The organism is Paraliomyxa miuraensis (assembly GCF_026337845.1).
In the GTDB taxonomy this organism is placed as follows: Bacteria; Myxococcota_A; Polyangia; order Nannocystales; family Nannocystaceae; genus Paraliomyxa; species Paraliomyxa miuraensis.
Genome location: NZ_JAOVZF010000157.1, coordinates 22,099 through 48,664, shown reverse-complemented (window position 1 = coordinate 48,664; position 26,566 = coordinate 22,099). Strand labels below are relative to the sequence as shown.

Genomic DNA, 26,566 nt, shown 5'->3' with positions numbered 1-26,566 from the left:
CCGGTCCGGGCGGCCCGCTACCGCCCGCCGTACGCGTCGACGAGCTCGCCGATCACCGCCACCAGCCGCGGCGGCAGCTCCACGCCCTCCCGCGCCAGCTCGCGGAGCTTGGCCTCGTACGTGCGCATCCCGTTCCCCGGGATCCGCGGGATCCGATCCAGCGCCCCTCGGACCTTGTCGAGCGTCTCGCTCTCCAGCACCCAGCGCTTGTTGGCGTGCATGTGAAACACCTTGTCGAGCCACGCGCCATTGCCCGTGTGCTCGGCCACGCGGATCAAGCAGTCGATCGAGATCCGCGCCGACGGGTGATCGACGGCCATCTTGAGCGTGTCGATCTGCCCGTAGAGCGCGGTGGCATAGCGCTCGGCGTCACGCGCCTTGCCGACCTTGATCGCCTTGTCGATGAGCTGCCCCATCAGCTCGGGCAGCCCCGCCTGCTCGCCGGGCGCCAGCGTCTGCCGCATCTTGACCGCGTCTCCCAGATCCACCGTGTCCGACTCGAGCACGGTGATGAGCTCGCGCCCGATGCGGATCCGATCGCCATCGACGAGCCGCCGCCTGCCCACGATCCGATCGCCGTTGACGAACGTTCCGTTGCGGCTGCTCAGGTCCTCGATCTCGCAGCTGCTCCCGTCCACGTGGAAGCGGGCATGCACCCGCGAGCTGATCTCGTCCTCGAGCGTCAACCAGCAATCGGAGCTGCGCCCCACCTCGTGGACGCCCTCGGGCAAGACCATGGTGCTTCCGCCCAGCCTGAGCTTGAATTGCGGCACCCGGACTCGACCATACCGCAGATCCGGTCGACCTCGCACCCATGACGGCGGGGGAACGAGCCGGAACCGGCCCTGGTCCGAGATCGCCCCCAGCGCGCTACTCTCGTGTACTGGCTTGCGTACTGGCTCAGCGCATGGGGGCCGGCTGGCGCACTAGCGTACCAGGAACTGGCCGTCGGCGAGGACCTGCCCCGTGCCGTGGGTGATCCGGATGACCTGCCCGCGGATCCCGGCCACTCCACCACGACCGCCCGCATCCACGATGAAGTCGGCACGCGCTTCCGGGGCGGCGATGATGGTGACCGGATAGACCATCGGTGTCCTGGCTCCCACCACCACGGGCTCGTTGTACGGAATGAAGCCGTTGGTGGTGGAGAATTCCTCGCGGTACCCGCTGGGGATCCTCGCGCGCAGGAACTCGGCGAACTGCGCTGGCCAGGCCTCGCCCGCGTACTCTGGCGGATCGGCGGTGATCCCCAAGAGGCTCACCAGGTCGATCGTCACCGACATGACCGGATTGGAGAACCGGATCGCGGCGATCGGCTCGTTGGCGTAGCGGAAGCCGTGGAACAGGCTGTCGGGCTCGGTGAGGCGATCGGTGGCGATCCGACACGGATTGGGATCGCTGGGCTGGGCCTCCTCGGGATTGACGCAATCGGCGATCTGCCAGGTCCCGGTCCCAAAGGTCGATGCGGCATCGGCCCCCAGCCGGATGCGGCTGGTCAGCAGGCTCGAGACCTCGGGATCCTCCACGCACTCCCCGGTGTTCGGGTCGGTGATCACGCGGTCGGTCAGGAACGAGGTGCTGCTGCCGGTGAACGAGAACGACTCGTTCAGCCGAATCGAGTAGCGATTGAGCTCGGGAAAGCAGCGCGGCCCGGGCAAGGGGCTCAGCAGGCAGCCCGGGTTGCCGTCGTCGCAGGGCTGGTGGCAGATGCCCGCGATGCAGACCTCGTCCTCGCCCAGGCACGCCTGGCGCTGCTCCTCGCCGCTGCCGTCGATGACCGTGGTGTCGCAGGGCTGCGGGGGCTGGGCCGGCGGCGCGCACAGATCACAGGGCGCCCGGCACGTCGAGTCGACGCACAGGTACTGCGCCCCCAGGCCCAGGCAGTCCTCGTCGTCGGCGCACCCGCCATCGGGCTGCTGACCCATGCAGCGCCCCTCGCCCGACGCCTGCTGCTGCGGCGGCAGCCCCGACTTGTCGCAAAAGAAGTCCCCGCGCTGGTTGTCGGGGTCGTACGGGTCGGCCAGGCAGTCCGCATCGTCGACGCAGGTCTGCGCCACCACGTGGCGCACGGGCGCGTCGCAGGTGAAGCGGGCCGTGTACTCGCGCAGGGTCACGGGCTCGTCCTCGCCCGCCATGTCACGGACCACCGAGCGCCTCCGTCGCTCGAGCGGCTGGAGCCACAGCTCGTCGTTGGTGGCGCGGGTGATCCGATACTCGCGCTGGGCCGATCCACATGCGTCGCGAATGAACGGCGCGCACGCGTCCCGCAGCGCCTCGCGCTCGGCCGGATCCTCGTAGGCCTGCGCCGACACGCAGATCCCCGAGGCGGTGGTGGGCGAGGTGGGGTCTCGCAGGCAGCGCTGCCCCAGCCCGCAGCTGTCGTCGTCGAGGCAGCCGAGCAGCGCCAGCTTGTCGCCCGCGAGCACCCCGTCCTCGCAGAAGTTGGCGCTCTCGTCCCGCAGGCGCGAGGTGTCGGGCTCGACGTTGCGGCACGTGCCCCCGGGGATCTCGTTGCCGCTGCCGTCGACCGATCCGTGGTTGTCGCACTCGAGCAGGCCGGTGCTGCTGGTGGTGCCCGGCACGGTGGGCTCCCACTCGAACGTCCAGGTCTGCGTGCCCCACTGCTGGAAGTCGCGGACGGCGGCGCGTACCACCGGGTCCTCGTAGAGCCCCTCGCCCTCGCGGCTGCCGAGCTGATCCACGTTGGTCACTCCGCCCAGCGCACTCGCGATGGCCTCCTGTGCGGCCGTCACGTTGCCCTCGGCCGAGTACGCCAGATCGATGCGCCGCAGCGACGGCGACAGGGTCTGTGCATCGACCCCCCCGCCGGGGATCGCACGCCCGGGCTCCTCGTCGGACACCAGGGGCAGCGCCTCGGGGGGCGGGTTGATCGCAAACGGATCGATGGCCGGCCACAGCGAGTGCGGGCGCACCTGGATCTGCATCACGCCGACCGGATCGATGCCGGCCGCGACCGTGTCGCTGGCGGAGTACTGCCCAAAGCTCGAGTAGACCACCGTCCCCAGGGAGGTCACCCCCACCCCCACCATCCCGGGGACGCAAAACGGCGTGCGGGGATTGCAGTCGCTCTGGTCGACGTCCTGCCCCTCTTCGGCGCCGAGGTCCGCGGCGGTGAGCTTGTGGAACACCCAGTCGTTGATCGTCGCGCCCAGCGGCGCCCGGATCCCCGGGCCCACCGCAAACGGCCGGCGCGCGATGGCGTTGACGTTCTGCCCGACGGTGATCGGGGAGCAGAAGGTCGGCGGCTCGAGCGTGGGGTCGATCTGCGTGTCACACTCGATGCCCAGTACGCCGGGGTCGAAGTCTCGGTCGACCACGTGAGTCGAGCCATCGCCCGCGATCACGTAGACGAACTGCCGAGGCTCGTTCGCCTCGCCCGGTACCGCGTCCTCGGGGGGCAGGAACGGCGGGGTAACCCGGATCTTCTGCACCCCCTGCGGGTCGTCGAGCCGCAGCGTGTTGGCCACCGGGGCGAACGTGCCGTCGTCCTCGATCGGGATCTCGAACACGAAGTCCGAGCCCGGCCCTCCCACGAACAGCGAGGGGTGGGTCACCGCGCTCTCGGCCGGATCGTCGGCGAGATCGGGGCTGGGCGTCATCACCAGGGCCAGCGTGCTGGGGAACACGCCGTTGGGATCGACCAGCTCGAATGCATCGGGCGCGCCGCCCTCGAGCTGGGCCGGGCAGTCCACGGGGCAGATCGGCGTGCTGCCGCTGTCGACGATCTCGACCTCCCCCGTCTCGGTGGTGACCAGCTGGCGGCTCTGGAGCACGGTCGAGGTGCTCAGGCTGATCTCGGCCACCAGCTGGCACGAGGGAAACGCCACGTACACGCTGGCGGGGCGGATCCCGCTGCAGATCGTGCCCTCGGGCGCCGCGTCGGTGTCGCCCACGACCCCGCCCTCGCCCTCGTCGTCGATCGGGCCCGCCAGGCTCAGCGACGAGGGCACGGTGACGATGGCGGCCGGCGACGAGGCCAGCGGCACGCCCTCGGAGGTGCGCGGGACCAGGGTCGACAGCAGGCCGCTGGGCGGCTCGTCGGGGGCATGCGAGGCGTCCTGGCTGGACGAGAGATCGGTGTCCAGCGCATAGATCGCCATGCCTGGCACGTCGACCAGCGTGAAGTCGCAGCTGCCCGCATTGGCGCCGACCACCCGGCAGGAGTCCTCGGTGATGCTGAGCGCCGAGGGCAGGATCCCGGCCGGGATCAGGTTGTAGCCGGGCGACTGCGGATCGAGGTCGACCAGCGCCGCCTCCCGATCGCAGCGCCGGAACATCGCCAGCTCGTTGCGCTCGGAGTTGGCCACGAACCCGATGAGCTGGGGCGTCGTGCCGACCACGTTGCAGCTGCCGGCGTCCTCGTCCTTGCACTGGTTCAACGACAGCACCTCGACCGCGGTGCCGCTCCACTGCACGCACGCCAGCACGACGTCGAGCGGGCGATCGAGCACGCGGTTGGGCACCACGATGCTCTGCTGGTTCTGGCATCCGGACAGCGCCGCCGCCAAGAGGGCGACGGCACACGGATCGACGGGGACGCGACGGGCGCTCATTGGGAGAAGGGATCCTGCAGACCCAGGCGGGCCAGCTCTTGGAAGCGCGTGCCTCGGGTGCGCGAAAGATCGATCACGCTGACCGAGGACTCGAGGTTGTTGATGACGTAGGCGACCTCGCGAGCCTGGTCGATCGCGATGTCGTGGGGTCCGGTCCCCACCACCACCGAGTCGACCACCCGCAGCGCCTCGATGTCGACGATGTAGACGAGCGCGGCCCGAAAGCAGCTGATGAGGGCGTAGCGCTGCGCGGGCAGCCCGCTGCCGTCGGTCTCGGTGTAGAGCCGCATCACCGAGGGCTCGGCACAGATCTCGACCGGCGGCGCCGAGGGAATGTCGAGCGGCTCGCCGTCGGGGCCGATCGACGTGTCGAGCGACAAGAGCCCCCCCGGGTTGGTCTGCAGCACCAGCAGCTGGTCGCCCCGCGGATCGGCGAACGCGATGTGGCCGAGCACGGGACCCGACGACGCGCTGTCGCCGATGATGAGCGAGGGGAAGAACTGCCGCGGCGAGCGGATGCGCGGCTCGCAGGACACCGCACACGGCTGGTCGAGCTGCGAGGGCTCGGCGCAGTAGGGGCCGGCGTAGACCTCGCGACCCCCCACCTGCACCATGCAATCCTCGCGATCGGCGGGGGCGACCACGTCGTCGTACTCGCCCGTGACCTCGAGTCCGCTGGCGGTGACGCTGGCCACCCGACCCACGTAGCGAAAGCTCGTGTACACCAGCGGCCGCGTGCAGCCCTCGGTGAGCACGGGGACGTTGTCGACCGGATCGGCGGCGCCCAGCGGCCCCTGCCCGGCCGCGAAGCAGGGCCGCACGGCGAGGCCGAACCCACCCGTGCCCCCGCCGGGGGTCTGGTAGAGCGAGGCGAAGTCGACCAGCGCGGGCGTGGAGTCGCCCGGCACGCCGTCGAGATCGATGAGGCTCATCTCGGCCCCCGCCGCATGGGCGACGAAGCCGAGGCGCTCGGGTGGATCCGCCACGGGGTCGGCCGTGGTCTCGCTCCACACCACCACGTTGAACGGCTCGCGATCGAGCGGGTCGAGCGTGTCGTCGTTGCGCAGCTGGTCGAGACGGTGGGCGGGCCCGCACTTCTTGGGGTCGACCAGATCGCCGCCCTGATCACACTTCATCTCGATGCCGTCCCCGTCCGGGTCGACGTCGATGAAGGTGATGCTCGGATCGCCGCGCACGGGCAGCCAGAGCCGCAGGCTGCCGTCGGCCTCGATCGAGTGGGACAGCGTGGTGGCAAAGTCCCCCACCCTCGCCGACGCCGCGACGAACGAGCGCTCGTCGCACTCCACCACGTGGGGCGCGAGCTGGAGCCGGCGACAGGGACGGTCGAGGGGCAGCTCGTCCTCGTCCACGTTCTCGTCGATGACGCTGCCCGGAGGCAGCACGCAGCGTTCGGGCCCGCAGTAGGGATCGAGCCCGCCGATGGCAGGGTCGTACCAGGCATCCCAGAACTCGCGCAGGTCGATCGCCACCACCGTGCCCGCGTTGTAGGTGCGATCGTTGTTGCCGTTGGCGACGAAGAGATAGCGGGCCGCCGGTTGCTCACCCTCGGCCGCGGGGTCGCGCACCACCGGATCGAGCAGCAGCCCGCTGGGAAAGAACAGGATCCCTTCGGGTGGAGGCACGCCGAGGTTGTTGGCGGACGAGCCGGACTCGCGGCAGCCCGGCATTGCCAACGTGAGCAGCGGCACCAGGGCCGCAGCGGTCCCGAGGGGGGCTCGCATCGGCGGCACGCTATCACAGGGCCACGACCGGCCCCACGCCGCCGGGACCCTTCACCGCACCGACACCGGGGGTCGAGGGCCGCCGGCCCGGTGGTCCTCGGTGGCAGTGACCCCGATCACGCGGCCGGCCGCCGACTATCCATCCTCGGGGGCACTCGGGCCCAGCTTCACGAAGAACTCCCGCGAGCGCAGCGGGTGTCGCAGGTGGGGGCGCAGCCAGCCCAGCACCAGATCTCGCAGGCCCCGCCGATCACCGGCCGGTCGAGCGGCCACCGACCGCAGCGCCTGATCCACCTCGGGCTCCGTGGTCGCCACCAGCAGCGCCACCGCGGCCGCGAGCACCTCGACCGGAATCCGGCGTGCACCCCGGCCATGCAACGGGCACAGCGCCCCGCCGTGCGCTTCGTCGAACAGCACCGTCGGGCCGGGTGCCAGCTCGTCCCCACACACCGCGCACCCGTCGAGCGCGGGCAACAGCCCCAGCGCACGCAGCAGCCACAGCTCGTAGCGCCGCAGCGTCCCCGCGTCGGCGCCGTGCTCCATCGTGCGCCCGATCGCCTCGCACAGCGCCGAGAACACCGCCGGGTCGGGCTGGGGCTCGTACAGCAGGCCGTCGGTCAGCTCGCACAGGTACGCCACATGGGCAAAGCGCGAGAGATCGCGCCCGAGCGCGCCGTGGTCCCGGACCGGGGTGAACGCCTCCAGCCGCGCCAGCCCACCGCCGCTCGATCCACCGCCTCGCATCGCCACCGTCGCCTCGCCCACCGCCCCCCCCGAAAGCCCCCCGGGGAACCGCCGCCTGCTCTTGCGCGCGTGCCGAGCCGCCGCCCGCACCTTGCCCTGCCCCGGGGTGAGCAGCACGACCAGCAGATCCGCCTCGCCCAGCCCCCGTGTGGCCAGGATCACCGCGGGCGTCCGCTCCGAGCCACTGGTCCATCCTCCGCCCCGCATCGGTGCCACCGGGTGCCGGCCGTCTAGATGCCGATGAGCACCGTCGCCAGCCAAAAGTAGAAGATGAGCCCCATGACGTCGACCGAGGTCGTCACGAACGGCCCGGTTGCCACCGCGGGGTCCACTCCGAAGCGATCCAGCACCAGCGGCGTGCAGGTGCCCACCGCCGCCGCAATCGTCATCGAGCCCGCCGTGCCCAGCATCACCACCAGCCCCAGCCGCCAGGCGTCGACGTCGGCGTTGCCCACGGCCATCGAGGCGGCGGCGATGAGCGCTCCGTACAGCAGCCCCAGGCTGGCCCCCAGCGAGACCTCGCGAAACACCAGGCGACGCACGCGGGAGGCCTCGACGAACCCCACCGCCAGGCCGCGGACCACGATCGTCGAGCTCTGCATGCCCACGTTGCCGCCCATCCCCGCGACCACCGGCATGAAGAACGCCAGCGCGGGCACGCTGGCCAGCGCCGTGTCGAAGCCCGACAGCGACAGCGCGGCCGCCGTGCCCCCCGCGGCCGCGGCCAACAGCCACCGCCAGCGCACCCGAAAGCTGCCCACGAAGGTCCGGACCTCGGCCAGCTCCTCGCCCGCGCCCGCCATCTTGAGGATGTCCTCGGTGGCCTCCTCGCGGATCACGTCGACCACGTCGTCGACCTCGACCACCCCCAGCATCACGTCGTGCTCGTCGACCACGGGCACCGACACCAGGTCGTAGCGGCTGACCAGCTCGGCCACGTCTTCCTGGTCGGTGTCGGCGGTCACCTTGACCACCTCCCGCTCCATGATGTCGCGGATCGTCTGGTTGGGTCGGCTGATCACCAGCATCCGCAGCGAGATCACCCCCACCAGGCGCTCGTCGACCGAGTCGACCACGTACACGTAGAACGCGGTCTCCGGCGGCTCTTCCTCCTCCTGGATCATCACCAGGGCGTCGCCCACGGTGGCGTCGGGCGACACGCGGAAGTACTGCGGCGACATCAGGCCGCCCGCCGTGTTCTCGTCGTAGGCGAGCAGCTCCTCGAGCTCGTTGGCGTCGTCCTTGTCGAGCCGCTTGAGGATGAGCTGCAGCTGCTCGGCGTCCAGGCGCCCGAGGATGTCGACCACGTCGTCGACCTCGAGATCGTCGAGCAGGTGCGCCGCCTCCTCGGGCGCGAGCGCAGCCACCAGCTCGGCGGCGGCCTCGTAGCGCATCGACTCGATCACCTGCGGCCGCCGCTCGGTGGGCAGCAGCTGCAGCACGCGGCGCTGGTCGGCGACGTCGAGGTTGTCGAGCTCCTGGGCGATCTGGACGTCGTCCTGGCGGCTCAGGGTCCGCCGTAGCCGGCGCAGATCTCCCGTACGCAGCAGCGTGTGGAGAATCGCCAGCTTGCGCGTGCGGGAGGCCACCATCGCGCGCGGATGATACGTCCGAGCCCGCAACCCCGCCACGCGTCATCGCGTCGGGATCTCCCCGCAGCGCAGGCTAGGAGTTGGTCACCAGGGACCCGTCGCCGGCCAACCCGAACGCGGCCATCACCAGCACCGCGATGAAGGCCAGCACGACCAGCCAGATCAGGGTATTGGCGCGCGGCAGGCCAACGAGGGCCTGCCGCACCACGCCACCGTCGGGCGCCGGCCGCTCCTTGACCTTCACCCGCGGCGGCAGCTTGGGCGAGGGAACGACCTCGGTCTCGGAGTACGACGGTCGCTGCTGCTGACGCCGCGCCTGCAGGGCGGCGCGCTCTCGCTCGTACAGCAGCTCCATCACCGTCTCCGACGGCAGCCCCAGCGCGCGGGTGCAGCACCGCAAGAAGCCCTTGACGAACACCGGGCCCGGCAGCGCACCGAACTCGTCGGCCTCGAGCAATCGCAGGCTCGAGGCCGGGATCTTGGTGGCCACGGCGAGCTGCTCCACGCTCAGGCCCCGACGCAGACGCTGCTCGCGAATGTAGCCGCCCGGCGTCGGCAAGACGTCCTCTTCGATCGAGGCGTCGTGCTCCACCGACGGGGGAGCGTCGGACGCGACGACGCGCAGACGGCTCATCTCGGCTTGCATCGCCGCGAGTGTGTCGCGAAGCCCCGCTGCGGGGCAAGGGGGCAGCCTCGCCCCCGAACGCCGGCCGGAGGTCCACGGTCGGCGCCCGGCCGTCCGCCTCGGCACCGTTTATTCGGTGTTTTCAATGGGTTGGGCCGATCCATCCCCATGCGATGGAACGGGCCGCCCGGAACCCGACGCCCATGTGCGATCTCGGCCTACGGCGGCGCCTGAGCGATTGCGTCGGCTGCGCTGGGCTCGGAGCCCAGGAATCGGCGACAGTCCTGGGCCAGACAGCTTCGAGGGGCCATGGTCACACAGCTCCCAAAGGCGTCACGGGCCGCGAGTTCGTCCCCCAGGCGGAGGCTGGCCACCCCCAGGATTCGGTGCGCATCCTGAATGGGGCAGCGCGGATCATCGACCACGGCCATCGCCTGCTCGACCGCTTGCTCGATCAGCCCGCTGTCGAGGTAGACCTGGGCCAAGCGATAGCGTCCCACGCAGAAGTCGGGGTTGAGCAGCACGGACTGGCGCAGCTCGTTGGTGGCGCTGACGAGATCGCCCAGGTTGTAGTAGGCCCACCCCAGGTTCGCGAGCGCCGAGTACCGATCCGCATAGAACTGCTGCTCCAGCGCGGCACGAGAGTGTTCGATGGCCGCCTCGTTCTCCTGGAAGAACAACGAAACCACCGCCAGGGAATTGTTGGCTCGCCCGCGTCCAGCGGCCCCCTCGGGATAGCGCGTGGCCGCCGTGGCAAACGACTCGCGGGCCTGGGAGTGCAGCTGCTGGGCTCGCTGCCGCTGGAGCTCCGCCGCGTCGTCCTGGAGGCACTGCTGGCTCTCCACTGCGTCCACCAGGGTCCGCGCCTCGTTGAGCAGCAGCACCCCCTGGAGGTAGTACGAGTCGGCGTGATCGGGATCGGCTCGCAGCGCCCGATCGAGCTGGAGCTTGGCGTCCTCGAACATGCCGTTGTGGAACGAGCCCACCGCCACGTCGTAGTGCTTGTCGGCGGGGCTGGCGTCTGGCGCGGCCGGATCGTCGGTCTCGGCATTGCGGCGCGAGGCGCAACCCGGTGCGCTTGCTACGCTCCCAACCACGAGGGCGAGCGACAGCGCACGAACCGCAAGGTGAACGCGAGCTCGGGACGTGCCGGGCATGGTCGGACCATAGCCCCGTTGCGCGGCCCTTCCCAAAAACCCGGCGAGGAATCGGGGGCGCCATCGAGCCTCCCTTCGATGATTCGTGGCTTGCTTGGGCGGCGGTATGCGGCATGCTGGGCGACGTGGCGGCCGTGCTCCTCGCCCTGCTCGACGCCCATCCCGACGGTGCGGCGTGGGCCCGACCATGGCTCACGCAGACCTTGCGTGCCAACCTCCCGGGTTACGACGACGCCCTCGGCGATCTCACCCTGCGAGGATGGAGCGTGGGTGCGGCGTGGGGCAACGAGACCCTGGTTCAGTCGCGCCCCATCGTACGCAATCGCGATGTCGATCCCATCGACGATCTACTGCGCACCCCGGCCTCTTGCGTGGTGGCAGCGTTCTCGGTGCACTCGGCCGCGCGCGAGGGGCTGGTCGCGACCCCCACCCCTGCCCTCTCCCGCTATCGTCGCTGGCTGGGGGTTCGCGTCGGTACGCCGCTGCCGGCCAACCGCGCATCCGGGCTGCGCCAGGCGCTTCCCGGGTTCCTCGAGCGTCACCAGGTCGATCGCAGCGATGGCGAGCTGGTGTTCTTGTCGTTCCTCGCCAAGCTCCACGACATGGGTGGTCTGCGCAAGACCTACTCGCCACCCGAGATCATTCGCCAGGCGCTCCAGGCCGCGGTCGACGAGCTGGGGGTCGAGCCTCCGCACAACGTGATGGTGAGCGACGGTCGTACCTTTGCCATGGCGCACCACGGCGGCGCGCTGCTCTCCTTCGAGCCGGCCCCCGATGCCGGCCCGGCCCGCTTTCGCGTGACCGGCAGCGCCACCTCCGGTCCGCGCACCAATCTCCTGCTGCACACGCCGCAGGCCCCCGTGCAAGCCCCCATGCAAGGCGGCGAGCGCGTGGGCGAGGGCGTGCTCTCCATCGACGTTCGCACGCCCCGCGCGATCGAACGCTGACCGGGCGATGACCGAGCCTCATGCACGCGATCACGCCGGTGCCGCGCTGCTGATCTTGCGGCGCCGCGTCGACGATCACTTCACGGCCGCGAAGGCGCGCAGCCCCGGCGCCATGCAGTGCCGCACCGGCTGCGCCGCTTGCTGCCACCAGCGCTTCGGCGTGTTCGAGATCGAGGCCCATCGCGTCCGGGTGGCGCTGGCCCGTCTGGCCCGTGCCGATCCGGCCCTTCGCGAGCGCGTGCGGCGACAGGCCGGCGATCCCGGCGCGGCGCACCACTGCGCGCTGCTGGTCGACGACCGCTGCACGATCTACGAGGAGCGACCGCTCATCTGCCGCGGCCACGGCCTGCCGACGCGCGTCCCGGGCGAGGGCCTCCAGGGCTGCCCGCTGAACTTCACCACCGAGGATCCGCCCGCGCAAAGCGTGCTCGATCTGTCGGCCGTCAATGCCCCGCTGTCGGTCATGGCGAGGATGTGGGACGGCGAGGGCCACCGCGTGGCGCTCAGCGATCTGGCGGCGGCCGACGACGTGCTCGACGACGCGTGAAGCGGGCGCCGCAGGGCCTTGGCGGGTCCCTTCGGGACCCTATTCCTGTCTTTGGCGGCCCCTTCGGGAGCGTCGCCCGGCGGCGCCGCAGGGCCTTGCGGGTCCCTTCGGGACCCTATTCCTTGCCCAACCGCTCCGCCAGCTCGCTGAGATCGAGCCGAAACCCGAGCACGCGATCGCTCCCCCGGCCCTTGTCCTGCTGCGGACGCGGACCGCCGCGATCACCCTTGCGACCCTTGCCGGGACCGCGGGGCCCACGATCATCGCGGTCGCCACGAGGCCCGCGATCCTTGTCGCCGCCGCGATCGCGATCGCGATCACCTCGGGGCCCTCGCTCGCCATCGGGCTTGCGCCGGCGCTTGCCGCCGGGCTTGCCCTTGCCCTCGGGCCTGGGCTGCAGCGCGCGCAGGCTCATCGAGAAGCGCTTGCGCTCGGGCGTCACCTCGATCACGCGCCCGCGTACGCGCTGCCCCACGTGCACCGCCTCGAACGGGCTGTTGATGAACCCGTGGGTCAGCTCGCTGACGTGCACCAAGCCCTCCTGGGGCAGGCCCACGTTGACGAACGCACCAAAGGTCGCGAGGTGGGTCACCACGCCGGTCAGCTCCATGCCCACCGCGAGATCCTCGAAGCTCTGCAGCTGGTGCTCGAACTCGATGGGCTCGAACGGCGGGCGCGGATCGGTCCCCGGCTGGCGAAGCTGCTCGAGGATCGCATCGAGGGTGGCCCGCCCCAGCGGCTCGCCGCTGGCACCCGGGCGCTCGAGGAATCGCTCCGGCTCGAGCCTGGCGACCAGCTCGGGGTTGCCGACCAGATCGTCCACCGTCACTCCGGCCTCGCGCGCCATCTCGATCACCTGACCGTAGCGCTCGGGATGGATCGCGGTGCGATCGAGTGCATGCTCGCCATCCTCGATCCGCAGAAAGCCCGCCGCCTGCTCGAACGCCTTGCCCGCCACCCCCGGGATGTCGAGCAGGGCCTGACGGCTGCGCAGCGGTCCGTGCTGCTCGCGGTGGCTGACGATGGCCTTGGCCAGCGCGTGGCTGATGCCCGAAATCCGCGCCAGCACGTCGGCGGAGGCTCGATTGGGGTCGACCCCCACCTCGTTGAAGCTCGATACCAGGACCTGCTCGAGCGCCGAGCGCAGCTCCTCTTGCTCGACCTCGTGTTGATGCTGACCCAGGCCGAGCTTGCGGGGATCGATCTTGGCCAGCTCGGTCAGGGGATCCTGAAGCCGGCGTCCGGCCGACACCGCGCGGCGAAGCGGAGCATCCATGTCGGGCAGCTCTTGCTTGGCCGCCCGGCTGCTGGCGAACAACGCGGCGGCATCGGCATCGGCCGACACCACGATCACCTCCTGCAGACCCGGCGCTTCGCTCGATCCGGGCTCGGCCTCGGTCGGCGCCGCGCTCTCGGTCGGCACCGCGCCCTCGACCGGCGCCGCGCCCTCGGCCGGCGCCGCAGCCCCCTCGCCGACCTGCGACCCCGGAGCATCGGCCTCGCGGATCGCGTCGCGACACAGCCGCTCCACGTCGCGCCCCCCGTTGGCATTGGTCACCGCGATCGCGGTCACGCCGTGCTCGCGACACAGCTCCACGATGCGCGCCTTGGCCTGCGGCGCCTGCAGCTTGGGCTGTAGAGGATAGACGGTGTCGTGGGCGACCACGCGGCCGTCGGGGTCGAGCACGGCCAGGCGGCAGCCAGGCTCGAAGCCAGGCTCGATGGCCAGCACCGGCCGGGGTCCGAGCGCCGGAGCCAGCAGCAGCGGGCGGTAGGCCTCGCAGATCTCCGCGATCGCCTGGCGATCGATGCGTGCCTTGAGGACCTTGCGCGCGCTGGCCCGCACCGCGCGACCGGGTGCGCCCATCCAGCCCTCGTGCAGGGCCTGGCGGAGCTGGGCGCCGCACGGGCGTGATGCGTCGATGCCCAGCACCTCGTCGCACACCGCATCGAAGGGCTCGACCTCGACCTCGAGGTGCAGCTCGAGCACGCCGTCGCGCTCGCCGCGGCACAGCCCCAGGAAGTGCGTGGGCGCCAGCTTGGCCACCGGCTCGATGCGCTCGGCCAGCTTGGCGTAGCGGCCCCCCTTGTCCTTCTTGCCCGGCACCATCGTGGCCCGCAGCCGGCCATCGGTGAGCACCAGATCCCGCAGCCGACGGATGAGCGACGGCACGTGGAACGCCTCGTCGGCCACGATCACCCGGGCTCCGGCCAGATCGCGCTCGGGCGACGGGGTCTGGGGCTCGTCCTCGTCGGCTTCGGTCTCGGGGTCGGCCTCGGCGGCTTCGTTCGGAGCAGCCTCGGCCGCGTCGTCGCTCGCTGCGGCGGACTCGACTCCCGGATCGGCCTCGTCGGCTGCGTCGGCTGGTGCACTCGGCTCGGGCGATCCTTCGACCGATTCCTCGGTCGATCCTTCGCTCGCCTCGATGCCGTCGGCCTGGTCTGCGCTCGCCTCGATGCCGTCGGCCTGGTCTGCGCTCGCCTCGATGCCGTCGGCCTGGTCTGCGCTCGCCTCGATGCCGTCGGCCTGGTCTGCGCTCGCCTCGATGCCCTCGGCCTGGTCTGCGCTCTCGGCCTGCGCCTCGGCTTCGGCGACCGCCTTTGCCTCGCCCTTGCGCGGGCCCTTGCCCTGGCCCCTGGGGAGCGGGCGCGATGGGTGCTGGGTCGCGAGATCCAGAGGATCGGCATCGGCCGGACCCGACGCGTCGCCGCGCAGGGTTCCCTCGCTGCCACATGCCCACAGCTTGGCTGCCAGCACGCCGAGCCCTCGCGCCCGCGCCTTGGCGGCGGGACCTCGCTTGCGCTTGCGACCGCCGAGGCGAACGTCCTCGAGCTCGGCAGGATTTCGTGCCGTACGCAGGAGCTGTGCGACCTCGTCGTCGATCGGACTGCGAGCGGAGAGCTCCTGCCGCAACTGCTCGCGACGCAGCTCGAAGGCCACGGCCTGGGCGGCTCGTGCCTGCACGTGCTCGAGATCGCGGAGCTCGAGCGACCCGATCCGCTCGGGCCGGAAGCGGGCGAGGAACGCCGGCTGAGCTCCCGCAGCGAGCAGGCGAAGCACCCCCGTCACCACGGCCTCCGGAAGGCCGAGATCACGGGCGATGGGAGGCGCGAGGGCCTCGGGCGCCAGCGCGGCGCTCATGTCGGCGTCCATGGGGCGAGAAAACTACGGAGCGCGTCGCGCGGGGTCAAGCGCGACGGCACGGATCTCCGAGGCTCGGCCCTTTCGGGTGGAAAATCGCGCGGGTTCCGCGGGCTCCCCGCAGGGTTGGCGTCCCACGGCCGGGCCCGAGAGTCGATTCCGCGGGGCCACCCCCGAACAAAGTATTTGACGACCCGCTCGGCTCGGACTAAAACCCCCCGCACTTCGGCGCCGAAGTCCCTGATGCGGGGTGGAGCAGCCAGGTAGCTCGCCGGGCTCATAACCCGGAGGTCATAGGTTCAAATCCTGTCCCCGCTACTACGAAGAGCCGCTCGGAGATGTCCGAGCGGCTCTTCGCTCTTTCGGCGGCCGGGCTGCGGAGTCGAACTGAGGACAAGGGTCGGATCGGAGGCACCACGGAGACCGTGTGCTCGCGGACGGCCGACGAAGCCGTGCTGCTCGAAGGCTTCGAGCTACGCGAAGGCTCGAGGCTCATCCGCATCATCAAGCCCTCGTTTTCCTCCGGTCGGTCGCCACGTTCTGCTCGAGGCCAGGGACCTCGCGTCGAATGGCACTTTCGTGCCACTCGACCTCACGCCATGTCCCGTCGGAAAACCGTGGTTTCTCCGTCCCAGTCCGGGACGCAAGGGGCGACGGCGGACATGGGAGCGGTCATCATCCGCCGATGCGGGGGAGTCCGTCGGGCTTTTGGGGCAAGCTCTCGCGAGACGGTGAGCCCCGGTGGCACCCCTTGTCGTCGCACTGCGCGGACGTGGCGGCTTGCTGCGAGCGGCTACTCCAGACCACGGTGCTCCGGCGACGCCTCGCCGCATGGGGCGAGCGCAACGACCTCGACGACTCCCAGATCGCTCGACTGGCGGTGCTCTCCGCGTTCCACGACCTGGGGAAGTTCAACTACGGCTTCCAGAACAAGGCCACGGCGGGTGCCCCCTTCGTACACGGGCACGTCGACGAAGCGCTCGCACTCTTCGGCGATCACTACCTCGACCTCCAGCAACGCTTGGTGCGCGCGCTACCGTTCGACGATCTCGACCGCTGGGCACCGAACGACGTCGCGTGCAAGCTGCTGGTAGCCGCCATCGGCCATCATGGGCGGCCCGGCTCGTTCTCCATGATGCGCCTGGACCCGCGGGCCTGGGCGCCAGGGTCTTGGGGGGATCCCTTCGACGCGATCTCCAACCTCCACCAGGCGACGCGCCGATGGTTCCCGGCTGCATACGAGACCGGAGCATCGCCGCTGCCCAGCACCCCCGCCTTCCAGCACGGCTTTGCGGGGCTGGTCATGCTGGCCGACTGGCTGGGCTCGGACACGACCTACTTCCCCTACAGCGAGGAAGACGAGGCGGACCGCATGCCGCTGGCACGCCAGCGAGCCGCTGCGGCGGCTCACGCCATTGGGGTCGACGTGACCGCATGCCGCGGTGCGCTCGGAACCACGGCCCCGTCCTTCGAGTCGATCAGCGACTTCGATCCGCGCCCGGCTCAGCAGGCAAGCCTCGAGCTCCCCGTGGATCCCCGGGGCAGTCTCACCGTCCTCGAAGCCGAGACGGGCTCGGGCAAGACCGAGGCTGCGCTCGCTCGCTTCATGCGCCTGTTCCACGCGGGTGAGGTCGACGGGCTGTACTTCGCCCTCCCCACCCGCACCGCCGCCACCCAGCTGCATCGACGGGTGGGCGACGCGGTCGCGCGAGCCTTCCCTCGCGAGGACGAGCGTCCGCCCGTGGTCCTGGCCGTACCCGGCTACCTGCGCGTGGACGATCGCGAGGGACGACGACTGCCCGGCTTCGAGGTGTTGTGGAACGACGACGGCAAGGACCGATGGCGGCATCGTGGATGGGCCGCCGAGCACCCCAAGCGCTATCTCGCCGGGGCGGTGGTCGTGGGGACGATCGACCAGGTGCTGCTCTCCACACTCATGGTCTCGCACGCGCACATGCGAGCCACCTGCGCCGCACGGCACTTGCTGGTGATCGATGAGGTGCACGCCTCCGACGACTACATGATCGCGCTGCTCGAGGCGGTCCTGCGCTTCCACATCGCGGCCGGAGGTCATGCGTTCCTGATGTCGGCCACGCTGGGCTCGGGCGCCCGCGGACGCCTGCTCGCCACGGCTGGGCGTCGACCCGAGCTGCCCGCGTTCGATGACGCGGTGGGCGAGCCGTATCCGCTGATCTCCCATGCGGCTCGAGGCGAGCCGCCGAACCGCCACGCGGTCGCGCATACCGGAGCCGGAAAGAAGGTGGACCCACAGCTGCTGCGGGTGGCCGAAGACCCCGAGGCGATTGCGACCGCCGCACTCGATGCCGCACAGTCGGGCGCCCGTGTGCTCGTGGTCCGCAACCTCGTGCGCGACTGCGTGGCCACCCAGCAGGCGCTCGAAGCCCTGGCGCCGACCCGAGGGGCGCATGAGCTGCTCTTTGCGGTGGGCGAGGTGATCGCACCGCACCACTCACGCTACGCGCGCGAGGATCGGCGCCGGCTCGATGCAGCCGTCGAGGCGCTCTTTGGCAAGCAGCGACCCAGCGGGAGCGGCAAGGTCTTGGTTGCCACGCAGACCGTCGAGCAGAGCCTGGACCTCGACGCGGATCTGCTGCTCACCGACCTGTGCCCGATGGACGTGCTGCTCCAACGGGTGGGACGTCTGCACCGCCACGACCGGCCTCGCCCCGCGGGCTTCGAGCGAGCGCGGGTGCAGGTGCTCGTGCCGGAGGAGCGCTCGCTCGTCGAGTACATCCGCGACGACGGCACGGCGATCGGCCCGCACGGCTACGGTACGGTCTATCCCGATCTCCGGGTCTTGGAGGCCACCCTGCGGCTATGCGAGCGCGGGCGCATGTTCGAGATCCCGCAGGACAACCGAGCGCTGGTCGAAGGCGCGACGCATCCCCATGCCTTGAAGGCCATCGTCGACGAGCTGGGCGATGCGTGGGCCCGGCACGGCGACCGCGTCCTGGGTGGCTCGCTGACGCAGCGCCGCCTGGCCAGGCTCTACGTCATCGATCGCGAGTCGGCCTTCGACGACGAGGACGGCCGAGGCGCGAGGTTCCCCTCGGCCGAAGAACTCGGCAAGGTGACCACGCGGCTCGGCGAGGACGATCGCCTGGTCACCTTCGAGCCGCGCGTGACGGGACCCTTCGGAGAACCGGTGCAGCGCATCACCCTGCCCCACTTCCTGCTCCGGGGAACGCCCGCGGATCCGCTCGCACCCGTGGGCGCGAGCGTGGAGTCCGGGGGGATCCTGCGCTTCACCTACGGTGATGCCGAGTACGTCTATGACCGCCTGGGCCTGCGGCCGGCATCCGATCCGGGGCTGGATCGAGAGGGAGAGCCATGAGCACCGACCACGACGTCCTGCGAGAACGATTGATCACCGTGCTGTTCGACGACGGAGACGAGCGTCGACACGCCACCCTGTGCGAGGTGCTGGCGTGGCTCTCGGCGGATCGCACGATCTCCTTCGCGGCCCTCCAGCCTCATCAACGCCACCCCTGGCATGCATTCCTCGTGCAGCTCGGTGCGATCGCACTCGAGCGAGCCGGACAGGACGAGCTGCCCACCGAGGCCAGCGCGTGGGAAGAGCTGCTGCTCGGGTTGACCGACGGCGCTCGCGAGCCCTGGTGTCTCGTGGTCGAGGCGCTCGACCAGCCGGCGTTGCTGCAACCACCGGTGCCCGAGAAGAAGATCGGCGTGCTCAAGAACCTGGTGGCGACCCCGGATGCGCTCGACATCCTGCTGACCACCCGCAACTTCGACGTCAAGGGCCAGCGGGCGGTTGCTGGTGCGGCCGAGCACTGGCTGCTGGCGCTGGTGGCCAAGCAGACCTTCGAGGGCTTCGGAGGAGCCGGCAACTACGGCGTGCTGCGGATGAATGGCGGCTTTGGAAATCGCCCGTGCATGGCCTTCGCCCCGAGTTCTCGCTGGAGCGATCGCTTCCGCCGAGACGTGGCCGTGTGGCTCGAGCAATGCGGCCGACTCGTGGACGACTACGGCTACGACCCCGAAGGCCCCGCGCTGCTGTGGACCCTGCCGTGGGACGGCAAGGCGTGCCGATCATCGCGTGGTCTCCACCCGTTCTTCATCGAGTCGTGCCGCCGGATCCGCCTGCAGTCCATCGAGCATGGCTTGGTGGCCCACACGGGCACATCGGCCAAGCCACGCATCGACTCGAGCGACAGCGCTGGCGACACGGGGGACATCTGGACTCCGGTTCAGGCGTCGTCCAAGAAGGAAGGGCTCGCCGCGCTGACCATCGCATCTGCCGGCTTCAACTACCGCAAGCTCCACGAGATCCTGTTCGGCGACTGGCAGCGGCCCGCAGCGCTCAGGCTGCGCCCTTCGGACGGCGACGCGCCCGTCGTCGTTGCGATGGCGTTGGTCCGAGGACAGGGCAAGACCGACGGCTATCACGAGCGCTGGATCCCCATCCCTGCCAAGACTCGGCGCATGCTCGCCCAGCCCGACGGCGGCGAGCACCTCGGCATACGCTCCAAGACCCAGCTCGACCGTGCCTCCGAGGCCGGCCGTAGTGTGCTCAAACCGGCCGTGTGTACCTTGCTGCAAGGCGCAGGTGATCTCGACTACACCGACAAGCGCGTCCAGCCGTGGCTAGACCGACTCGATGCACGCATCGACGACCGCTTCTTCGCCGAGCTGTTCGACACCGCGTCACTCGACACTGACGCCGCACGCGTCCGCTGGGATCGGGTCCTCGTGGCGCTCCTCCGCCGTACCTTCTTGGAGGCGCTCGGCGAGACGCCGATACCCGATGTCCACCGCTACCGCACCCGAGCGGCTGCGGAGGGTCGCTTCCATGCCGCGCTGCGGAGGTCCTTCCCCGAAGCCACTGCCGCCCCACAGACCACGACCGAGGAGCAAGCCCATGCCTGACGTTGCGCAAGACGAGACTACTTCGACTCGGACCATCATCTCGAGGGTCGCCGCTAGGTTGGCCGATGAGGGAGCGATCGGCGACCGCGCTACGCTGCGGCGGATCGCGTTCGAGGCCCCCGACGCTCCTGCGTTCTGGAGGATCGTCGTGGGGGAGCTGCGAGCAGTCTTGCCCGAGGCGCCTCCCTACCGCGAGGAGCACGAGCGCCGCTGGGCGGCGATCCTCGGCGGCCTGGCCGAGGTCGCCGGCGCAGGCTTGCACGTGCCGAAGCGAAGGCTGGGCGAGGCCGCGGCTGAGGCCAAGCTGCACGAGATGCGCGTGCTCAAGCTCCTGAGGGCTCATGGTGACGCGCTCTTGGCCCTCGTTCGACCGCTCGCCCATCAGCTCGTCTCCAAGGGTGTGCCCGTCGACTGGGCCGACGTCGCCGAGCTGGTGCTCAGCGACGGTCGATCCGGCGAGGATCGCGTCCGTCGCAACCTCGCTCGCAGCTACTACTCCGCCGTTTCACGCCAGACCACCTCCCAGGAGTCCTGACCGCCATGACCGACCAGCCGTTCTTGCAGATCCACACCCTCACCTCCTATCCGGCGTCGCTGCTCAACCGCGACGACGTGGGCTTCGCCAAGCGGATCCCCTTCGGCGGGGCCACCCGCGTGCGCGTGTCGTCGCAGTGCCTCAAGCGACACTGGCGGCGGGCCGAGGGGCCGCATGCGCTGTCGAGCATCGACCTGGGCGAGGGACCGGTGGCGATGTCGGTGCGCTCCCGCGTGACGTTCCAGCAGTTCGTGCGCGACCGAATGGTGGCCGAGGGCATCGAGCAACCGTTGGCGGTGGCCGCGACCGAGGAGGTCATGAAGCTGGTGCTCGGCGAGAGCGCCAAGGCCAAGGAAAAGAAGAAGAGCAAGGGGGCCGACGCCGAGGAAGCCGACGACTCCTGCAAGACCAGTCAGATCACGGTGCTCGGTCGCCCGGAGGTCGACTTCCTGCTCGCGGAGGCCTTGGCGATTGCCACGGCCGCCAAGGAGGCCGACGGCAAGGACCTCGTGAAGAAGGTTCAAGCGGCCGCCAAGTCGCACTTCGATCGCGAGCGGCAGAAGAACCTCAAGGGCCTGCGCATGGGCGCGGGGCTCGACGCCGCCCTGTTCGGTCGCATGGTGACCAGCGACATGCTGGCCCGTACCGATGCGGCGATCCACGTGGCGCACGCATTCACGGTGCACGAGGAGATGACCGAGTCGGACTTCTTCTCGGCCGTGGACGACCTCGAGCGCGAGCGGGACGACTCGGCCATGGGCAGCGGCCACATCGGAAGCGCAGAGCTGACGACGGGCCTCTATTATGGATACGTGGCCGTGGACCTTCCGTTGCTCATCTCCAATCTCGAAGGCGGGGTGGACCGCAAGGACTGGACCAAGCACCGCGGGCCGCTGGCGGCCGAGGTGATCCGCCGGATCATTCGCCTGATCGCCACCGTGTCGCCAGGCGCAAAGCTGGGCTCCACGGCCCCGCACAGCTACGCACAGCTCGTGCTGGTGGAGCGCGGGGCCGAGCAGCCGCGCTCGCTGGCCAACGCGTTCCTCAAGCCCGTGCGACCCGATCGCGAGGGAGACATCGTCAAGGGTACCTACGTGGCGCTCGCCAAGCACCTCGAGGATCTCGACCAGATGTTCGGACGGGGACCGGAGCGGCGCTTCGCGGGGATGGGCCCGGTGGAGGCGCTGGGGCCCGCGCTCGGGCAGGAGCACCGGGGCAACCTCGCCGAGGTGGCCGACTGGGCTGCGAGTGCAGCCGCGGAAGGATGAGGCTCATGCTCGACGTGCTGTTGTTGCGCTTCGATGCGCCGATGATGAGCTTTGGGACCACGGCGGTGGACAGCCTGGGGAGGACCGGTGCCTTCCCGGGGCGCTCGCTGCTGACGGGACTGTTGGGCAATGCGCTCGGCTACGACCACCGCGATCAGGACGCGCTCATGGCATTGCAGGGACGGCTGCGCCATGCCGTACGTCGCGACCATGGGGGCGAGCAGCGCGAGGACTACCAGACGGTGGATCTCAGCCATCCTTCGCTGCTGGACGAAGTGGCCTGGACGACGCGGGGGACGCTCGATCCCCGAGGCACGGGCACGGCCAACACGGGCACGCACATCCGCCATCGCTTCTACCTCGTCGACAGCGTGTTCACGATCGCCCTCACGCTGAGCCCTGCCGACGAGACGCCGACCCTCGACCAACTCGAGGCTGCGCTGGCTCGACCGGCACGGCCGTTGTTCCTGGGCCGCAAGTGCTGCCTGCCAGCCGCGCCGATCCTGCTCGGCCGAGCCCAGGCGTCGAGCTTGCGCGCGGCGGTGATCTCCGCCGAGGGGCCGCGGCACCGTGCGGCCGACGAGCGCATGCGGCTGTGGTGGCCGCTGGGAGACGACCACGAGCACGAGGCGGGCGCCCATCGTATCGAACACACCGACGAGCGGGACTGGCACAACCAGATCCACGTGGGCAACTACACCATGCTCGAGGGTCTGCACGAGGGCGGCGAGGAGGCACGACCATGAGCACCGATGCCCTGCACTTGCTGCGCCTCGACCTCGACCTGCCGCGCCTGTTCTCGCTGTGCCAGCGCCAGCGACTGCCCCCGGTGGAGGACCTCGGTTATGCGATCCACTGCGGACTCGCGGCGGCGTTCGGCGACGATGCGCCGTCGTTGTTCGCGGTCACGCACGGGGGACCAACGTCACCGCGTCGCCCGGGGCAAGAGCGAATGCTCGAGCTGTTGGCCTACTCCTCGCGCTCGTTGTCCGAGCTCCGGGCGCAGGCCGAGACCTATGCCGATCCGGAGGCGTTTCGGTTGGTCGACTGGGAGCGTGCGGCCGACAAGCCGATGCCGGCTGCATGGCGACCGGGGCAGCGCTTGGGCTTCCAGGTGCGTGCGTGCCCGACGGTGCGGGTGGCCAAGGCGGGCCCACATGTGCGAGCAGGAGCAGAAGTCGACGCATTCCTGGCCGCGGCATGGAAGGAGCCCGAAGGCCCCAAGCCCGACCGGGAGGCCGTCTACCGCGGTTGGCTGTCGTCCGCGCTCGCGCGCACCGAAGGCGCACGCGTGCAGGAGGCGGTGGTCGATCGTTTCGAACTCCAGACGCTGCTGCGCCGGACGCAAGGCCCCGAGCGCCGGGCGAAGCAGCGGCTGCGCAAGCCCGACGTGACCTTCCGGGGCGTGCTCGAGGTCGTGGAGCCCGAGGCGTTCGGCATGCTGCTTCGGCGTGGAGTCGGGCGGCATCGGGCGTTCGGCTTCGGCATGCTGCTCCTGCGACCGCACCGAGGTGCACCGTGCTGAAGGGTCGCCTGGGGCTCGAGACGGCCCGGATCCCTCAGGTGGATCGGCACGGGCTCGTGTGGCTCGAGCGTGGTCACCTCGTGGCCGACGACGGTACGGTGTGCTTCAAGACCGCCGGCTTCGACGATCTGCCGGCGGGAACCTATGGGATCCCGCACCAGACGGTCTCGTTCATCCTGCTGGGGCCGGGCAGCATGCTCAGCCACGACGCCGCGCGGATCCTCGCGCGCCATCAGACGGGGCTGGCCATGATCGGGCACGGCGGGGTGCGGCTCTACGCCAGCCTACCCCCGCAGCCCGACCAGTCGGCACGCGCGCGGGCGCAGGCACGGGCGTGGGCGGATCCCCAGCGACGGATCGCGGTGGCGCGGCGGATGTATGCGTGGCGGCTGGGCGAGGTGCTGCCCGAAGACGACATCACGGTGCTGCGAGGCATCGAGGGGGCACGGGTCAAGGCGCTCTACAAGCTGCTCGCGTCGCAGCACGGGATCCCCTGGCACGGGCGGCGCTACGATCGGGCCGCGCCAGAGGCTGCGGACGAGGCCAACCAGGCGATCAACCATGCATCGACGGCGGTGCTGGCCATGGCCGAGCTGGCGGTGGCGATCAGCGGGGCGATCCCGCAGCTCGGCTTCATCCACGAGGACTCGGGCTTCGCATTCGCGCTGGACGTGGCGGATCTGTTCCGCGACGGCGCGACGGTCCCCGTGGCGTTCGCGGCGGTCAAGGAGCGCCTGCGGAGCGGGGTCCGCGACGAGCCGCTCGAGCGCACGGTTCGGCGAGCATGTGGCAAGCGCTTTCGACAGGACAAGCTGGTCGTGCAGATGCTCGACAAGATCAAGGAGCTGTTCGATGCCGATGACGGTGGTGGTGACCACGGCGCTTCCTGATCGCTTTCGTGGGTTCTTGTCGTCGTGCATGTGCGAGGTGGCACCGGGAGTGTTCACCTCGCCCAACATGAACGAGGCCGTGCGAAGGCGGGTGTGGAGCGTGCTGTCGGAGTGGTTCCTGCACTTCGAGAGCGGCTCGATCGTGATGACGTGGCCGAGCAAGCACGAGCCAGGAGGCCAGGGATTGCTGACGTTGGGGCTACCCAAGCGAGAGCTGGTGGCGCACGACGGGCTCGTGCTGGTGCGGAATCCACCATGAGCGAAGGGCCGCCGAGCTTCGTGGCGATCGACTTCGAGACGGCCAACCGGTCGCCGCGCTCGGCCGTGGCGGTGGGTCTGGTGCGGGTGGATCGCGGCGAGGTGGCAGCGGAGGTCGTGGAGTTCATCCGGCCGACGACCAAGCGGTTCGAGAACACGAGCGTGCATGGCATCGGACCGCTCGATGTCATTGACGCGGATGAATTTGGTGAGGTGTGGAGCAGGATCGGTCGGTGGGTCGATGGAGCCAGGTTCATCGCGGCTCACAACGCCGAGTTCGACCGCGAGGTGCTGATGGCATGCTGCGAGAAGGCCGAGCGGCCAACCCCACGGCTGCCATTCGTGTGCACGATGGCTCTGGCGCGGGCGGTCTGGGAGCTACGACCGACGAGACTGCCCGATGTGTGCCGGAGGCTGGGGATCCCACTGCAGCACCATGAACCAGGGTCCGATGCGCTGGCGTGTGCGCGGATCGTACTGGCGGCATGGGGGACGGAGCTCGGGCGGAGGAAGGTGGAGCGGATGGTTGGGGGGCGCGGGCGCAGGGCGTGAAGGGCGGGCTGGGGAGATTCCTGATAATTTGGGTGAGGAACATGGGTTTGCGTGGTAGGTTGCGGCCACCACGCAGAGGCTCCCCCGCGCACGCGGGGATGGACCCGATCGAGAGGTGGCCGAGTGGCGTCGCGAGGAGGCTCCCCCGCGCACGCGGGGATGGACCGCTCCTCGGTCACCCGAGGGCTGACGAGGTCGGGGCTCCCCCGCGCACGCGGGGATGGACCGTTCTGCACCACGTTGCGCCCGTCCGCCCGAGCGGCTCCCCCGCGCACGCGGGGATGGACCTGAAGCGGACCGCATCGAGGCGGAGATGGAGCGGGCTCCCCCGCGCACGCGGGGATGGACCCTCGCCCTCCCACGCCCACGCCCTTCATGGGGTGGCTCCCCCGCGCACGCGGGGATGGACCGTCTGGGAGTCGGTGATCCGTGCTCGCCAAGCAGGCTCCCCCGCGCACGCGGGGATGGACCCGCCCGATCGAGGCCTGCACCGCATGCGCGAGCGGCTCCCCCGCGCACGCGGGGATGGACCGGAGCTCGAGTACCGCGCGGGGTGGGAGGTCAGGGCTCCCCCGCGCACGCGGGGATGGACCCCGGCGCATGGAGGAGCGCCTCCCGGGCTACGCGGCTCCCCCGCGCACGCGGGGATGGACCCGCCCTCGTGGCCGAGGAGGCCGAGCTCCGGGCGGCTCCCCCGCGCACGCGGGGATGGACCCGCCCGATCGAGGCCTGCACCGCATGCGCGAGCGGCTCCCCCGCGCACGCGGGGATGGACCGGAGCTCGAGTACCGCGCGGGGTGGGAGGTCAGGGCTCCCCCGCGCACGCGGGGATGGACCCCGGCGCATGGAGGAGCGCCTCCCGGGCTACGCGGCTCCCCCGCGCACGCGGGGATGGACCAGAGGCCGAGGCATAGCCATGGTCAAGCCCAAAGGCTCCCCCGCGCACGCGGGGATGGACCCCGAGCCGGCGTCGTCAAGACCGACGAGATCGGGGCTCCCCCGCGCACGCGGGGATGGACCCGCGACCGCGGGCACCATGCGAGTGATGTTCCGGGCTCCCCCGCGCACGCGGGGATGGACCGGGGAGGTGGGTGGAATGGTGAGCCGAGCCGACGGCTCCCCCGCGCACGCGGGGATGGACCCGAAGCGGGCGCCGAGGCGTACGAGCAGCGCTAGGCTCCCCCGCGCACGCGGGGATGGACCGATCGCCGGGCGCACTCTCGACGGTCGCACCCAGGCTCCCCCGCGCACGCGGGGATGGACCGATGTTCGGCGACGCAGCGGCGAAGCAGAAGCTGGCTCCCCCGCGCACGCGGGGATGGACCGGTCTACCCGGCCCCACTGCAGCAGCGGGTGGCGGCTCCCCCGCGCACGCGGGGATGGACCCATCCGGATCATTGGCGTTCACCTCGAGGTCGGGGCTCCCCCGCGCACGCGGGGATGGACCCCGGCACCCCGATAGCCCGCGCCGCTCCGTAGAGGCTCCCCCGCGCACGCGGGGATGGACCCCGCTGCTCTATCCGCAGCCGCCGGAGTCGCCCGGCTCCCCCGCGCACGCGG

The 26,566-nt window shown here is 70.6% G+C and carries 19 protein-coding genes, 1 tRNA gene and 1 CRISPR repeat array (1 of these 21 cut by a window edge); of the genes, 12 read left to right on the top strand and 8 right to left on the bottom strand.

Annotated features, from left to right (window positions below):
• Nucleotides 1–17: 17 nt before the first annotated feature.
• From OEB96_RS27605 to OEB96_RS27575, 7 genes are all read right to left on the bottom strand, one after another.
• Nucleotides 18–773, bottom strand: coding sequence for an FHA domain-containing protein (locus OEB96_RS27605; protein ID WP_266219751.1), 756 nt, complete (start codon nt 771–773; stop codon nt 18–20).
• A gap of 153 nt (nt 774–926) precedes the next feature.
• Entirely contained in the window at nt 927–4,574 is a 3,648-nt protein-coding gene (locus tag OEB96_RS27600) for a hypothetical protein (RefSeq protein WP_266219750.1), read from the bottom strand.
• Nucleotides 4,571–6,316, bottom strand: coding sequence for a YncE family protein (locus OEB96_RS27595; protein ID WP_266219749.1), 1,746 nt, complete (start codon nt 6,314–6,316; stop codon nt 4,571–4,573). The genes OEB96_RS27600 and OEB96_RS27595 overlap by 4 nt, the downstream gene beginning before the upstream one ends.
• 135 nt (nt 6,317–6,451) lie before the next feature.
• The gene (gene recO, locus OEB96_RS27590; RefSeq protein WP_266219748.1) at nt 6,452–7,222 is read right to left on the bottom strand and encodes a DNA repair protein RecO; all 771 of its coding nucleotides are present in this window, start codon (nt 7,220–7,222) and stop codon (nt 6,452–6,454) included.
• Between the two features lie 68 nt (nt 7,223–7,290).
• Nucleotides 7,291–8,652: a magnesium transporter gene (mgtE, locus tag OEB96_RS27585; RefSeq protein WP_266219747.1), complete on the bottom strand. Its 1,362-nt coding sequence runs from the start codon at nt 8,650–8,652 to the stop codon at nt 7,291–7,293.
• 73 nt (nt 8,653–8,725) lie between these two features.
• Entirely contained in the window at nt 8,726–9,286 is a 561-nt protein-coding gene (locus OEB96_RS27580; RefSeq protein WP_266219746.1) for a helix-turn-helix domain-containing protein, read from the bottom strand.
• Nucleotides 9,287–9,495: 209 nt separating this feature from the next.
• A complete protein-coding gene (locus OEB96_RS27575; protein ID WP_266219745.1) occupies nt 9,496–10,434 on the bottom strand; it encodes a tetratricopeptide repeat protein in 939 nt (312 codons plus the stop codon).
• 125 nt (nt 10,435–10,559) lie between these two features.
• Between OEB96_RS27575 and OEB96_RS27570 the strand changes: the two genes are divergently transcribed.
• Complete coding sequence (locus OEB96_RS27570) at nt 10,560–11,381, top strand: hypothetical protein (RefSeq protein ID WP_266219744.1); 822 nt, start codon at nt 10,560–10,562, stop codon at nt 11,379–11,381.
• A 7-nt stretch (nt 11,382–11,388) separates the two neighbouring features.
• Entirely contained in the window at nt 11,389–11,928 is a 540-nt protein-coding gene (locus OEB96_RS27565) for a YkgJ family cysteine cluster protein (protein WP_266219743.1), read from the top strand.
• A gap of 115 nt (nt 11,929–12,043) precedes the next feature.
• Here OEB96_RS27565 and OEB96_RS27560 read toward each other — a convergent pair whose 3' ends face one another.
• Nucleotides 12,044–15,082, bottom strand: coding sequence for a helix-hairpin-helix domain-containing protein (locus OEB96_RS27560; RefSeq protein WP_266219742.1), 3,039 nt, complete (start codon nt 15,080–15,082; stop codon nt 12,044–12,046).
• A gap of 232 nt (nt 15,083–15,314) precedes the next feature.
• Between OEB96_RS27560 and OEB96_RS27555 the strand changes: the two genes are divergently transcribed.
• From OEB96_RS27555 to OEB96_RS27510, 10 genes are all read left to right on the top strand, one after another.
• Nucleotides 15,315–15,388 (top strand) — tRNA-Met (locus OEB96_RS27555).
• A gap of 367 nt (nt 15,389–15,755) precedes the next feature.
• Nucleotides 15,756–18,425, top strand: a complete 2,670-nt coding sequence (gene cas3, locus OEB96_RS27550) for a CRISPR-associated helicase Cas3' (RefSeq protein WP_266219741.1) — start codon at nt 15,756–15,758, stop codon at nt 18,423–18,425.
• Complete coding sequence (locus OEB96_RS27545; RefSeq protein WP_266219740.1) at nt 18,422–19,978, top strand: type I-E CRISPR-associated protein Cse1/CasA; 1,557 nt, start codon at nt 18,422–18,424, stop codon at nt 19,976–19,978. The genes cas3 and OEB96_RS27545 overlap by 4 nt, the downstream gene beginning before the upstream one ends.
• The gene (gene casB, locus OEB96_RS27540; RefSeq protein ID WP_407674683.1) at nt 19,902–20,513 is read left to right on the top strand and encodes a type I-E CRISPR-associated protein Cse2/CasB; all 612 of its coding nucleotides are present in this window, start codon (nt 19,902–19,904) and stop codon (nt 20,511–20,513) included. Before OEB96_RS27545 ends, casB begins: the two co-directional genes overlap by 77 nt.
• Before the next feature lie 5 nt (nt 20,514–20,518).
• Nucleotides 20,519–21,781, top strand: a complete 1,263-nt coding sequence (cas7e, locus tag OEB96_RS27535) for a type I-E CRISPR-associated protein Cas7/Cse4/CasC (protein WP_266219738.1) — start codon at nt 20,519–20,521, stop codon at nt 21,779–21,781.
• Between the two features lie 5 nt (nt 21,782–21,786).
• Complete coding sequence (gene cas5e, locus OEB96_RS27530) at nt 21,787–22,527, top strand: type I-E CRISPR-associated protein Cas5/CasD (RefSeq protein ID WP_266219737.1); 741 nt, start codon at nt 21,787–21,789, stop codon at nt 22,525–22,527.
• Complete coding sequence (locus OEB96_RS27525) at nt 22,524–23,306, top strand: type I-E CRISPR-associated protein Cas6/Cse3/CasE (protein WP_266219736.1); 783 nt, start codon at nt 22,524–22,526, stop codon at nt 23,304–23,306. Before cas5e ends, OEB96_RS27525 begins: the two co-directional genes overlap by 4 nt.
• Nucleotides 23,300–24,196, top strand: coding sequence for a type I-E CRISPR-associated endonuclease Cas1e (cas1e, locus tag OEB96_RS27520; protein WP_266219735.1), 897 nt, complete (start codon nt 23,300–23,302; stop codon nt 24,194–24,196). Before OEB96_RS27525 ends, cas1e begins: the two co-directional genes overlap by 7 nt.
• Nucleotides 24,159–24,455, top strand: a complete 297-nt coding sequence (cas2e, locus tag OEB96_RS27515) for a type I-E CRISPR-associated endoribonuclease Cas2e (protein WP_266219734.1) — start codon at nt 24,159–24,161, stop codon at nt 24,453–24,455. The genes cas1e and cas2e overlap by 38 nt, the downstream gene beginning before the upstream one ends.
• The gene (locus OEB96_RS27510) at nt 24,452–25,006 is read left to right on the top strand and encodes a 3'-5' exonuclease (protein ID WP_266219733.1); all 555 of its coding nucleotides are present in this window, start codon (nt 24,452–24,454) and stop codon (nt 25,004–25,006) included. The genes cas2e and OEB96_RS27510 overlap by 4 nt, the downstream gene beginning before the upstream one ends.
• 77 nt (nt 25,007–25,083) lie before the next feature.
• Nucleotides 25,084–26,566: direct repeats of the CRISPR family, unit length 28 nt; unit sequence GGCTCCCCCGCGCACGCGGGGATGGACC (it continues 132 nt past the right edge of the window).

Excerpts from the sequence above, each read along its gene's own strand:
- OEB96_RS27600 (WP_266219750.1), bottom strand. The coding sequence starts at position 4,574 with ATGAGCGCCCGTCGCGTCCCCGTCGATCCGTGTGCCGTCGCCCTCTTG.
- OEB96_RS27595 (WP_266219749.1), bottom strand. The coding sequence starts at position 6,316 with ATGCGAGCCCCCCTCGGGACCGCTGCGGCCCTGGTGCCGCTGCTCACG.
- mgtE (WP_266219747.1), bottom strand. The coding sequence starts at position 8,652 with ATGGTGGCCTCCCGCACGCGCAAGCTGGCGATTCTCCACACGCTGCTG.
- OEB96_RS27580 (WP_266219746.1), bottom strand. The coding sequence starts at position 9,286 with ATGAGCCGTCTGCGCGTCGTCGCGTCCGACGCTCCCCCGTCGGTGGAG.
- OEB96_RS27575 (WP_266219745.1), bottom strand. The coding sequence starts at position 10,434 with ATGCCCGGCACGTCCCGAGCTCGCGTTCACCTTGCGGTTCGTGCGCTG.
- OEB96_RS27565 (WP_266219743.1), top strand. The coding sequence starts at position 11,389 with ATGACCGAGCCTCATGCACGCGATCACGCCGGTGCCGCGCTGCTGATC.
- OEB96_RS27560 (WP_266219742.1), bottom strand. The coding sequence starts at position 15,082 with ATGGACGCCGACATGAGCGCCGCGCTGGCGCCCGAGGCCCTCGCGCCT.
- cas3 (WP_266219741.1), top strand. The coding sequence starts at position 15,756 with ATGCGGGGGAGTCCGTCGGGCTTTTGGGGCAAGCTCTCGCGAGACGGT.
- OEB96_RS27545 (WP_266219740.1), top strand. The coding sequence starts at position 18,422 with ATGAGCACCGACCACGACGTCCTGCGAGAACGATTGATCACCGTGCTG.
- casB (WP_407674683.1), top strand. The coding sequence starts at position 19,902 with ATGCCGCGCTGCGGAGGTCCTTCCCCGAAGCCACTGCCGCCCCACAGA.
- cas7e (WP_266219738.1), top strand. The coding sequence starts at position 20,519 with ATGACCGACCAGCCGTTCTTGCAGATCCACACCCTCACCTCCTATCCG.
- cas5e (WP_266219737.1), top strand. The coding sequence starts at position 21,787 with ATGCTCGACGTGCTGTTGTTGCGCTTCGATGCGCCGATGATGAGCTTT.
- OEB96_RS27525 (WP_266219736.1), top strand. The coding sequence starts at position 22,524 with ATGAGCACCGATGCCCTGCACTTGCTGCGCCTCGACCTCGACCTGCCG.
- cas2e (WP_266219734.1), top strand. The coding sequence starts at position 24,159 with ATGCCGATGACGGTGGTGGTGACCACGGCGCTTCCTGATCGCTTTCGT.
- OEB96_RS27510 (WP_266219733.1), top strand. The coding sequence starts at position 24,452 with ATGAGCGAAGGGCCGCCGAGCTTCGTGGCGATCGACTTCGAGACGGCC.